Source organism: Daejeonella sp. (assembly GCF_044342615.1).
Taxonomy (GTDB): Bacteria; Bacteroidota; Bacteroidia; order Sphingobacteriales; family Sphingobacteriaceae; genus Daejeonella.
The window spans coordinates 1-11,953 of record NZ_JBIIPN010000080.1 but is presented as its reverse complement, the minus strand read 5'-3'; the positions used below and the strand labels follow the sequence as shown (position 1 = coordinate 11,953).

At 35.3% G+C, this 11,953-nt stretch carries 11 protein-coding genes; 6 read left to right on the top strand and 5 right to left on the bottom strand.

The window, feature by feature from the left end:
- The 4 genes from ACIQ0D_RS08155 to ACIQ0D_RS08140 all read right to left on the bottom strand — a co-directional run.
- A partial coding sequence (locus ACIQ0D_RS08155) for a glycosyltransferase family 2 protein (protein ID WP_395804523.1) occupies window positions 1–450 on the bottom strand: 450 nt, incomplete at its 3' end.
- Entirely contained in the window at window positions 447–2,045 is a 1,599-nt protein-coding gene (locus tag ACIQ0D_RS08150) for an ArnT family glycosyltransferase (protein WP_395804521.1), read from the bottom strand. The genes ACIQ0D_RS08155 and ACIQ0D_RS08150, both read right to left, overlap by 4 nt.
- Window positions 2,046–2,131: 86 nt before the next feature.
- Window positions 2,132–2,926, bottom strand: a complete 795-nt coding sequence (locus tag ACIQ0D_RS08145; protein ID WP_395804519.1) for a murein L,D-transpeptidase catalytic domain family protein — start codon at window positions 2,924–2,926, stop codon at window positions 2,132–2,134.
- 457 nt (window positions 2,927–3,383) lie between these two features.
- Complete coding sequence (locus tag ACIQ0D_RS08140; protein ID WP_395804517.1) at window positions 3,384–4,844, bottom strand: glycine--tRNA ligase; 1,461 nt, start codon at window positions 4,842–4,844, stop codon at window positions 3,384–3,386.
- A gap of 159 nt (window positions 4,845–5,003) precedes the next feature.
- Here ACIQ0D_RS08140 and ACIQ0D_RS08135 point away from each other — a divergent pair, with 159 nt between their 5' ends.
- The 6 genes from ACIQ0D_RS08135 (at window position 5,004) to ACIQ0D_RS08110 (ending at window position 10,982) form a co-directional block, all read left to right on the top strand.
- Window positions 5,004–5,723, top strand: coding sequence for an ATP-binding cassette domain-containing protein (locus ACIQ0D_RS08135; RefSeq protein ID WP_395804515.1), 720 nt, complete (start codon window positions 5,004–5,006; stop codon window positions 5,721–5,723).
- A gap of 42 nt (window positions 5,724–5,765) precedes the next feature.
- Window positions 5,766–6,494 carry a gliding motility-associated ABC transporter permease subunit GldF gene (gene gldF / locus ACIQ0D_RS08130; RefSeq protein WP_395804513.1) on the top strand — a complete coding sequence of 243 codons (729 nt, stop codon included), beginning with the start codon at window positions 5,766–5,768 and terminating at the stop codon, window positions 6,492–6,494.
- On the top strand, window positions 6,488–8,173 hold the full coding sequence (gene gldG / locus ACIQ0D_RS08125) for a gliding motility-associated ABC transporter substrate-binding protein GldG (RefSeq protein WP_395804511.1): 1,686 nt from the start codon (window positions 6,488–6,490) through the stop codon (window positions 8,171–8,173). Before gldF ends, gldG begins: the two co-directional genes overlap by 7 nt.
- Window positions 8,174–8,283: 110 nt before the next feature.
- Window positions 8,284–9,411 (top strand): DNA polymerase III subunit beta, encoded by a 1,128-nt coding sequence (gene dnaN, locus ACIQ0D_RS08120; RefSeq protein ID WP_395804509.1) that lies wholly within the window; start codon window positions 8,284–8,286, stop codon window positions 9,409–9,411.
- Window positions 9,412–9,603: 192 nt separating this feature from the next.
- On the top strand, window positions 9,604–10,251 hold the full coding sequence (locus ACIQ0D_RS08115; protein WP_395804507.1) for a DedA family protein: 648 nt from the start codon (window positions 9,604–9,606) through the stop codon (window positions 10,249–10,251).
- A gap of 74 nt (window positions 10,252–10,325) precedes the next feature.
- Window positions 10,326–10,982 (top strand): DedA family protein, encoded by a 657-nt coding sequence (locus ACIQ0D_RS08110; RefSeq protein ID WP_395804505.1) that lies wholly within the window; start codon window positions 10,326–10,328, stop codon window positions 10,980–10,982.
- On the opposite strand, the gene ACIQ0D_RS08105 is transcribed toward ACIQ0D_RS08110, so the two are convergent.
- Window positions 10,979–11,953: zinc dependent phospholipase C family protein (locus ACIQ0D_RS08105; RefSeq protein ID WP_395804503.1), on the bottom strand; the 975-nt coding region annotated here is incomplete at its 5' end. The two genes, ACIQ0D_RS08110 and ACIQ0D_RS08105, sit on opposite strands and share 4 nt — an antisense overlap.

Below are 11,953 nucleotides of genomic sequence, written 5' to 3'. Positions count from 1 at the left end.
ATAATCTTTGATGTAAACACCTGTCATTCTTCGGATTATCGCATTTGCTATTTTTGATGGTATTTTCCTTAAAAACATTCCATCTTGGCGGTTCGCTCGGTTTCCTGCCACCACATCCCAATCTTCATCTTTCATTTTTTGAAGCATGAAAGGAATGTCGGAAGGGTCATTTTGTAAATCTCCATCAATTAAGGCGATATAAATGCCTGTTGCATGGTCAATTCCCGCTGTCATGGCAGTACTTTGTCCGTAGTTTTTACGTAATTCTACCAGTTTTATGCGATCATTTGCATGTTCACGTATTTGCTTTTGTGTGCCATCACTTGATCCATCATCCACAAAAACGACTTCATAGTCAATGGTGTTTAGAGCGTCTTGAATGGCTCCAATTAGTGGAATAATATTGTCGCGTTCATTAAGAACCGTAATTACTACAGAGAGTTCTCTCATTTTATTTGGAACAGTTTGAGGTTTTGATACGATTTTATCAAAATTGCATCTGGATTTTTTAAATCTCGGTCAAAGGTAAAATAATAACCTGGCTTAGCATCGTTTTCGGTAAATTTCACCTGTTTCATTCTCGTTTTTTGGATATAAAAAATTAAACGATCATGAAAAGGAATTCCAGTTTCTTCAGGATGATATTGATAGAAATAAAAAGGTTTGTCTCCAACAATAGTGCCCATTTCAATTGCCGCAGCACGGTAATATGTATTTTCTGAATGGTTTAAGCGAAAGGGGAGTACTAGCCAGCTGAATGCTAATCTTAACACTAACAAAAGCCCAATAAATGCAATTATTTTAGATTCTTTTAATTTCCAGATTAGGTAGGTAATTAGGCTACTTAAAATGAAGAGAAAAATAATTTTAGCGCTTAAAAATGGAACAATTTCTTGTAAATCGAACCAAAAGGCGTTTGGAATTGAAATACTAACTGCCAAAGCCAGAAAAAGTATAATTTTATTGAAAACCTGATTTGTTTTCGACAATTTTTCTCTATAGCTGTAATAGGCATGACTCCATAGGATGAAAACTAGTGGATACAGCATCATTAAATATCGAGGTCGCGTTAGTGGCGATAGCCAGTAAACCCAAATATTTGCTAAAAAAACCAATGAAATAAAGGTCAAAAAGGGCTTTTGCTTAATTCCTTTAATAAAGTCTTTATGGAAGCAAAAAAGCAATAATAAACTTGCTGGAAATACATGTCCTATATGTTCAAAAGGAAATGTGATTACATGGATTAAGCTTTTTACAAATCCAAATTCGGTAGCTGTTCTTTTACTACTTTGGTCCCAAATGGTGCTTAAATAGCCTTCTAAATTGGGGTTAAATTGATAATAATTATAGAAATATGCGCCAATAATTAATAAGCAAGTTATCCCGCTAAGGATATGTTGCCATGAAAATAATTTTTTTAAATTTTTGCTATAAAAAAGAATAACAATAAGTGTAAGTCCTTGAAAAACAATGGATGGCAAGCCTTTTGCTAAAAATGTTAATGCTGTAATAATATAGGAAATAAAGAAAAGTAGAAACCATTTTTTTTGCTGAAGAAAATAGAAAATCAGCATGAATGAGCAAAATGTTAGCCAAGAATAAAAAATATCGATGTGACCCAACATGGAGTCGTAGATAAGCATTCGTCCGTTGACTAAAAACAAGATTGCGCTAAGGCTTGCTATTCGTTTATCTTTCAGAAAATAGGCAACAGCATAAAAAATGCTTATCGCAAATAAAAACATCGGAATAATTGCCGGCAAGCGAGTGATAAATTCAGAATAAGTGCCTGTAAGCAAGTAAAACCCTGCAAGGATCCAATTATAAAGCGGTGGTTTATTATAATAATATTCTGCACCAATGGTCGGGACCGAAAAATTATCGCTTAGAATCATTTCGAGGGCTACATTAGCTCGAGTGGGTTCATCAGCGAATAGGGGTAATAGGCCAAGATTAATAAAAAAAGGCGCTAAGGATAAAATAATAAGAAGAAAAAACACCCTTCCCGGATATTTAACGAGAAAATCTTCTAGTTTTTGAATCATTAAAGGCAAAGATATAAAAGCATAAGACAGATTTGAAGCTTTTAGACTCTCTTTTACGTTTTTTATTAGGATTAGCTATTTAAAGCTTAAATTGCTGTGCTAATAAAATTAGAAATTGCTGATTCTTGGTCTAGGTAATTGGAATTATAATTTTGTGTGGGACCGCTAATAAACAGGCAAGTTTTCCCTTTAATCGTATTGATAATGCTACTTGTTAATTCTTTTGGTAAAGCGGGACAGCCATGACTTCTGCCTAATCGACCAGTCCTATTTACAAAGTCTTGACTCACATAATCTGCTCCATGAACTACCACCGCACGTGCTCTAGCATTGCTGTTGAATCCTTTGTCTAAGCCATCTAAACGCATGGATAATCCATGTTTGCCTGTGTAGGTCTCGCTCGTTAAATAAAAACCAAGGCTACTTTGATGTGAATTAGGCTTATCCGAAAAATTTGTTGCAAGCTCTAAACCACTACCTTGACCATGTGCTACCAAAGTGTTAAATAGGAGTTTTCCTTCCTTTAAATCAATTATCCAGAGGCGCTTCTGACTACTTTTCTTACTGAAGTCGATGATGCTTATTAATGCTTTATTGGCTGAAATTGTCTGTGATTTTTTAAGATTGTAATATCCGATAAGGGCTTTCTTGAATAATTCTTGATCTAATCCGCTTGCAGCGAGTTTTGCCTGATTATAAATATTGTTGCTATACTCTACAAAAAGTTCAGCATGTTTTACCGTAATTGGATCTAGTTCAGATACTTTGTCATTTTTTTTTAATGTACTAAAAGAAGGTTTATTTGCTGATACCCAACTAATTGATGGAAAAATTAAGGACAATAAAAAGACTGATATCAGTGAGATAGATTGTTTTTTCATAGAAAATTTTCAGGTACGAATCTATTAAACGAGGTCTTTTTTCAATTATTGTATAGCTATATTTTAGATATCCGATTTTCTTTAATATACGAATAAATATTGACTATTCATAATTGATATTCCTTGATGATGACAATATTTAAGCTCTAAAGTATAAATAATACACATCTAAAAATTGTACTATCTACTCTGTCCTGAACTTTTCTCCCGCAGATTTAATGGGATTAACGCAGAATTGATTTCGCAAAGTCGCAAAATGTTTATCTTAATCTCTAGAGGTTTAATATTTGTAGGGACAGGTCGCGACCTGTCCTCTTATATATTTTCGCATTAAAAAGGGACAGGTCGCGACCTGTCCCTACGTGTAGAATGCTAAATATTTATATCAGATAAAACGCTCCTCTGGTCGGTGTTGTCGCCGTACCAGTCCCACCGTACTTGTCACTTTCTAATTACCCTATGACAACAAGTTCTTCCAGCTCACTAATTTCCCAATAATTGTCTCAAGATCTCTTGCATTTACACGTTCTTGCTCCATGCTATCTCTATGACGAATAGTTACCGTATTATCTTCTAATGTTTGATGATCAACAGTAATACAAATTGGTGTTCCAATTGCATCTTGACGACGATATCTTTTTCCAATCGAATCCTTCTCATCATACTGTAAGTTGAAGTCCAGTTTCAAAAGATCCATAATTTCACGCGCTTTTTCTGGCAAGCCATCTTTTTTAGTTAGAGGGAATACCGCAGCTTTTACTGGCGCTAAGCATGGATGCAAGTGTAATACTGTTCTTGAATCCTGCTTTTCTTCAGTACTTAAATCTTGCTCCTCATAGGCATTGCAAAGCGTTAAAAGGAACATTCTGTCGAGACCAATTGAAGTTTCAATTACATATGGCACATAATTTTTATTCTCAACTGTATCAAAATATTGAAGTTTCTTGTTTGAGAATTTCTCATGCTGACTTAAATCAAAATCAGTACGGCTATGTATTCCTTCCACCTCTTTAAAGCCAAATGGAAATTCAAATTCAATATCCACTGCTGCATTAGCATAATGAGCTAATTTAACGTGATCATGGAAACGATATTTCTCGGCTGGAGTGCCCACCGCAAGATGCCACTTCAGTCTCGATTCTTTCCAATGATTATACCATTCCATTTCTGTGCCTGGTTTCACGAAGAATTGCATTTCCATCTGCTCAAATTCACGCATACGCATAATAAACTGACGGGCAATTACCTCATTTCGGAAAGCTTTACCAATTTGTGCAATTCCAAAAGGAATACGCATTCTTCCTGATTTTTGCACATTCAGGAAATTTACAAATATACCTTGTGCAGTCTCGGGACGAAGATAAACTTCATCAGATCCCTCTGCCATAGCACCCATTTGCGTGGAGAACATCAAGTTAAATTGTCTTACATCGGTCCAGTTTCTAGTGCCTGAAACAGGACAAACAATTTCATGTTGTTCAATTAATTCTTTCAATGCCGGTAAATTGTCAGCCTCTAGCGCTTTATCCATTGCATTTTGCAAGTCTTCAGCCTTTTCTGTTTTACCGTCTTTAATATATCGTGCTATTTTATCTTCTATCAGATTATCGGCACGATAACGTTTTTTCGAGTCTTTATTATCAATCATTGGATCAGCGAAACCATCTACGTGGCCACTCGCTTTCCAAATTTTGGGATGCATGAAAATGGCGGAGTCGATCCCAACGATATTCTCGTTCATCTGCACCATACTCTTCCACCAATAGGTCTTGATATTGTTTTTTAGTTCTGATCCAAGCTGCCCATAATCATATACAGCACTTAAACCATCATATATTTCACTTGATTGGAATACAAATCCATATTCCTTCGTGTGGGAAACTACATTTTTAAAAAGTTCGTCGTTGTTTTTGCTCATAACAATGCAAAGATAGTATAGGAAATTAATTTTATCGGATATTTTTACCTTATAAGCTCCAAAAGCTTCTTTTTTAGGTTTGATCCTTAATATACTAAAATTATTTAAAATATCCAAGAGGCTTAAAAATCGATTATTATTAATTATTAACTTTGCCACATGAGCATTGAAGTAAAAGACCTCTGTAAAAGCTATGGCACTCAAAAGGCAATTGATGGAATTTCATTCAATGCCTCTCCAGGTTGTGTTTTAGGCTTTTTGGGGCCCAATGGTGCAGGCAAATCTACCACCATGAAGATTCTTACTTGTTTTATTCCACAGTCTTCGGGCAGTGCTCATGTTTGTGGTTTTGATGTTAGGACTGATTCGATGGAGGTACGCCGAAACATTGGCTATCTCCCAGAACATAACCCACTATACTTAGATATGTATGTTCGTGAATCGCTCGCTTTCATTGGGTCAATTCATAAAACACTGCACATTGATAAACGTATTGATGAAGTTATTGAGCTTTGCGGATTAGGGGATGAGCAGAACAAAAAATTAGGTGCTCTTTCGAAGGGCTATCGTCAGCGTGTGGGACTTGCCCAAGCGATTTTTGCGGATCCTAAGGTTTTGATTTTGGATGAGCCAACTTCGGGACTTGATCCCAACCAAGTGATAACAATTAGATCGCTGATTAAAGATCTTGCCAAATCTAAAACGGTTATTTTATCTACTCATATTATGCAGGAGGTAGAGGCCATTTGTGAGCAGGTAATCATCATCAATCAGGGTAAAATTGTTGCTGATGATCAATTAGTTGAGCTAAGAAAAAATCATGCAAATAAAAGCCTTGAGGATATTTTTATTGAGCTTACAGCATCAGACATACATTAATATACACAATTAAAACGAATTTTGCAAATAAATTAATTATAAGTGATCAGTATCTTTTTTAAAGAATTAAGCGCTTTCTTTACCTCCTTGGTTGCCTACATGACCATGGCAGCATTTCTGCTAGTTACAGGATTGTTCCTCTGGGTCTTTCCCGAGTCGAGTATCTTGGATTATGGATATGCCGGTTTAGATAGTTTTTTCAATATCGCTCCATACTTATTCATCTTCTTAATTCCTGCCATCAGCATGCGCTCATTGGCCGAAGAAAAGAAAGATGGTACTTTTGAGCTCCTTGCCACACGACCTTTAAGCGATTGGGATATTGTTTTAGGTAAATTTTTAGCTTGTTTATCTATTGTTATTATCACCCTTATTCCCACCATCATTTATTATATTAGTGTTTATCAGCTGGGTATTACTCAAGGGAATATTGATACTGGGGCGGTAATTGGTTCTTATATCGGATTAATTTTATTAGCCTCGGCATTTACTGCTATTGGTTTATTTTGTTCCTCCTTGGGGAAAAATCAAATTATTTCTTTCACATTGGCGGTTGTACTTAGTTATTTTTCATTTAGTGGCTTCGATTCTATTAGCTCCATTATTTCATTGCAGGGAATGGCAAGCATTCTGACTGCTTTAGGTATCAATGAGCATTATCAATCGCTGAGTAGGGGGGTCTTAGATACCCGCGATCTTATCTATTTCTTGAGCTTTTCTGCTCTGTTTTTAGTAATAACAAAAACTAAATTGGGGAGCAGAAAATGGTAAATCAAAGAAAAATAGATTTGCGTAATCTTGCGCTATTTATCTCAGCACTCATTCTGTTAAACCTGATTGCATCCGAGTTTTTTACGCGACTAGATTTTACCGCCGAAAAGCGATACACACTTTCGCCCATTACAAAAAGTATTTTAAAGGATTTGAAAGATCAAGTCCAGATTACGGTTTATTTGGAGGGCGAATTTCCTGCCGGATTTAAGCGTTTGAGAAACTCTACTGAAGATCTTCTGCGAGATTTTGATTCCTATGCGGGTAAAAACCTTCAATTTGATTTCGTAATTCCATTGTCTGGTGATCAAAAATCTCAAGAGGAAGCTTATCAACGTTTACTCGAAATGGGAATTGAACCTACTCAACTCAGTGTGAAAACTGAAGATGGGATGTCTCAAAAATTAATCTATCCTGTTGCATTAATTACTTACAAGGGTATTCAAACTCCTGTTAAACTATTGCAAACTAAAGCTGGTGTTAGTCCCGAAGAAGTTCTAAACAATTCCATTCAAAACTTAGAATATGCCTTTTCAAGCGCCATTAAGAGGTTAAGTTCGGGTAGTTCTATCCGAATTGGCTTTACTGAGGGGCATGGAGAGTTAAATGATCTAAAGTTAAATGATGCTCTTCAATCTTTAGGTGATAGTTATGAAGTCGGTAGAGTTGATTTAAAAACTATTCCCTTTGAGGGATTGGATAAATTAAAGGTTTTAGTAATCGCGAAGCCTGAAACGGCCTTCTCGGAAGCCGAAAAGTATAAAATTGATTATTTCGTAATGAATGGAGGTCGCTTAATTTGGTCTATTGATCAGGTTAGCGCTGATCTCGATAGTTTACGTGGTGCTACAGAACAACTTGCCTTTCCCAAAAAGCTAGATTTGGATGATATTTTATTCAAATATGGTGTTCGTTTAAATTATGATTTGATTGCAGACATGAATGCGGCTCAAATTCCTTTAAATGTGGGTGAAGTTGGCGGACAATCACAAATTCAGCCTTTGCCTTGGTTGTTTTACCCAATATTTGTCCCGATTTCTAATCACCCAATTGTTAAAAATTTAGATGGGATTAAATCCGAATTTTCGAGTACCATCGATTTAATTTCAGTTAAAAATGTGCGAGCAGAGGTTATTCTTGCTTCTTCTCCCTTTAGTAAAAATGTAAAAGCACCAACAATGCTCTCCTTGCAAATGGTAGAGCAAGAACCCGATCCGGCACAATTTCAAAGCAAACCAATGCCCGTAGCGGTGCTTTTAGAAGGTGAATTTCCATCAAACTTTAAAAATCGACCAGTCCCAGAAGGAATTTCAAGCAGTATTAAAATTCCCGAAAAGAGTAAGGCGACCAAAATGATGGTTCTTTCTGATGGTGATTTTTTTAAGAATCAGATCAATAAAAGTGATGGCTCGCCTTATCCCTTGGGATTTGATCGTTTTATGCCTGATCAGCAATATGCCAATAAAAGTTTCTTGCTCAATACAGTCGATTATTTGGTAGATGACTCCGGAATTATCGGATTGAGAAACAAAGAAATAAAATTACGATTACTTGATCGAGCAAAAATTAGACAGGAAAAAACTTTTTGGCAATTAATTAATATAATTTTACCATTATTTGTTATATTTTTATCTGGTATTTTTCAACATTACTACCGTATTAGAAAGTATACACGTTAAATTGTTTATTTTTGGACTTTAAAAATTAATAATCTTCATTTTTGAGGGTTAATTAAGCTGATTAGGAAAACTAAAAAGCTTCACTATTATTGTTTTTCAGATATTTGAATATGAGATTTATAGTTTCAACTTCCACATTATTAAAACAGCTACAAGCTGTTAACGGCGCTTCGAGTAGTAGCACGGTATTGCCAATCCTTGAAAATTTCTTGTTTGAAATTAAGGATGGTTTGCTCACTGTTTCTGCGACTGATTTGCAGACCAGCATGACCACATCTCTTGCTGTAGAGTCAAAAGAAGATGGTAAGGTGGCTATCCCATCTAAAATTCTTCTGGAAACATTGAAAACTCTTCCTGATCAGCCAATATCTTTCTCAGTGGATGATAAAACATTTGCTATTGAGATTAATGCAGGTGATGGAAAATATAAGCTAAGCGGTGAAAATGGTGAAGATTTTCCTAAAATTCCAGTAGTTGAAAATCCTTCATCTGTAGCGATGCCAGCATCTGTTTTAGCTGAGGCAATCAATAAAACTTTATTTGCAGTCAGTAGCGATGAATTACGTCCTGCAATGACTGGCGTTTACTGCCAGTTAAGTCCTCAACACATTACCTTTGTTGCTACTGATGCTCATAAATTAGTAAGATATCGTCGTTTAGACACTAAGTCTGAGTCTGCTGCAAATCTTATCTTGCCTAAAAAAGCCTTGACTTTATTAAAAGCTTCACTGCCTTCTGATGATGTAAGTGTAGCTATTGAATATAATAGCACTAGTGCCTTCTTTAGATTCGGAAACATTAACCTGATTTGTAGATTAATTGACGAACGCTACCCTGATTATGAGGCGGTTATTCCTACAAATAATCCCAATAAATTAATTTTAGACAGAGCATTATTCTTGAATTGCCTTCGTCGTGTAGTTATTTTCGCGAATAAAACCACACATCAAGTACGTTTAAAAATTACTGGTAGCGAATTGAATATTTCTTCTGAAGATGTTGATTTCTCAAATGAGGCGCACGAGCGTTTAACTTGCCAGTATGAAGGTGAGGATATGGAGATTGGTTTCAATGCTAAATTCTTAATTGAAATGTTAAATAACCTTAGCGGGGAAGAAGTATTACTTGAAATGAGCAGCCCTAACCGTGCAGGATTATTAATGCCTCAAACTCACGATGATGCGGAAGATGTATTGATGTTGGTGATGCCTGTGATGTTAAATAATTATGCTCAATAATTAACCAATATATTTTAAAATAGCCCGAATAACCTTCGGGCTTTTTTTTTGATATTGCCCAAAAATAGAATGTTTTAATAATTTAAAAATTAGTTAAAATGTTCCAATTAATCATTGAAAAGCAATTTATATAGAAAACTCAAGTCATTGTTCCACAAATATTCTATTTTTGTACAATATATAATGAGCCCCTTGGAACTAATACAGCAACTTTTAGATTTTATCCTTCATATCGATAAGCACTTAATTGAAATTGTTCAGGAATATCGGACCTGGACATATTTAATTCTATTTTTAATAGTTTTTGCTGAAACAGGTTTCGTTGTTACTCCATTCTTGCCTGGCGATTCTTTGTTATTTGCCGCCGGCGCAATTATTGCCAATCCTGATAGTGGATTAAATATCTATTTGATGTGCATTTTGCTAATTATTGCGGCCATTACAGGCGATCTAGTTAACTATCATATAGGCAATTACGTTGGGCCGATAGCTTTTAGTGGCAAGTATAAATTGCTTAAAAAAGAATATTTAGATAAAACTCAAGCATTTTACGAGAAACATGGCGGTAAAACCATTATTTATGCCCGTTTCGTTCCTATTATCAGAACTTTTGCGCCCTTTGTAGCCGGAATTGGAACAATGAGTTATTCCAGATTTGCTCTCTATAATGTATCTGGTGCCATTTTCTGGGTAGTGTCCTTCTTGTTTATAGGATATTTTTTCGGCGGACTCCCAATTATCAAGAATAACTTCACCTATGTTATTTTTGGTATCATTATTCTTTCTATACTTCCACCTATTATTGAAGTAATTAAGGAGAGATATAAGTCTAAGATCTAAGTTATAATTCACATTATTTTCTGCTCAATTATTGATATTGGACAGGCCTTTTACACTCTTTTTAATTAAAAACTTTGGAAATTTTAAGTAGTATCATCGATTTTCTTTTAAATATTGATCTTTATCTAGTTCAAATTGTGAGCGATTATAGAAATTGGACCTATTTAATCTTATTCCTTATAATTTTTGCAGAAACAGGTTTTGTGGTAACTCCATTTTTGCCTGGCGACTCCTTATTATTTGCTGTTGGTGCATTAATTGCAAAGGGAGATACTGGTTTAAATATCTATATCATGGGACTATTGCTCATTGCTGCAGGTATTAGTGGAAATACCGTGAATTACTTTCTTGGTAATTTTTTAGGACCCAAAGTCTTTAAACCGGGTAATCGTGTTCTTAAAGTTGAATATTATGATAAAACCAAAGATTACTTCAATAAAAAAGGAGGCAATATGTTGATATTTAGTCGCTTTATGCCAATTTTTAGAACTTTTGCACCCTTTGTTGCCGGAATTGGTAAAATGAATTTTGCACACTTTACTTACTATAATGTTGTTGGAGCAGTTTTGTGGATAGTTGGCTTTTTAGGTATAGGCTTCATTTTTGGTAATATTCCTATTATTAAAGAAAATTTCACTTATGTGATGTTAGTTATTATCGTTTTAACCTTATTACCTGCAATTATTGCCGGAATTAAAGCAAAAAGATCAATGGGAGAAAAGGGTAACTAGTTTTCTTCTCTGCCAATAATTTTTCCTTTTTTATAAAGTTCCTGAACCTTTTGCTGTTTTCTCTTTTCTTCAGCACTCAATTCGCTAGGTTTAAAATCTCTTAATTTGGGCTGACCAGCATCCACCCACGCGCTATACCAATAGCTGCCAGTCAGTAGGATTGAAGCCCTCATTCGCTTTTCTACCATATTATTTAATGCTTTATGATAGGCAGCAGAAAATGCTTCCGAATATTGACGTTCTACACGACCATTACGTTCGCTATAACTGAATTTACGGTCGGATGCTATTTTTTTACTTAACCTTGCCTCTAAAATTAATACAGAATCAAGGTAGGAGTGAGAACCTTGAACTATTTCCCAGGCTGTTTCTAGTGGATTATCAATGTATTGTGCCCTTCCAACAATAAAGTCATAATCTTTAGAAAATAATTCGGGTAATCTACTTTCCCAAAAGCCATGAATGCCTGTCTGACCACTAAGTTGCCCATTATAATTCTCAGTGGTATGTAAGGGAACATGAGCATCCGAAATATAATGACCAAGGTCTGCCGATGCTCTTAAAATTCGAATCGAATCACGCAATTGAAAAGCTTTGACTAAGGAATAATAGGTTCTTTCAATTTGCCAAGGCACTATTCCATTTTCTTGTAAGGTCTTTGACCCAAACTTCAGCTCTGCATCCTTCCATTTTCTAGGGATGCTATCAAAAGGCTTTTTACCATATCGATCGGCATCAATAAAATGCCGAGAAGCCTCTGCGGTATCGGCATAACGGCGTTTATCTGGGTCGACCGCATGTTCTGTAATGTAGGCGATATTATTCTTGTAAAAACTAATCATTTCATTAGGTAAGGTAAATACGGCTAATCTATTGATCTTTTGGTGGGCAAAAAATCCCCATGAAGTGAATATTAGGCCTATAAAAACAATGGAAACTAAAATTATAATCTTTTTCATTGTATTGAATTT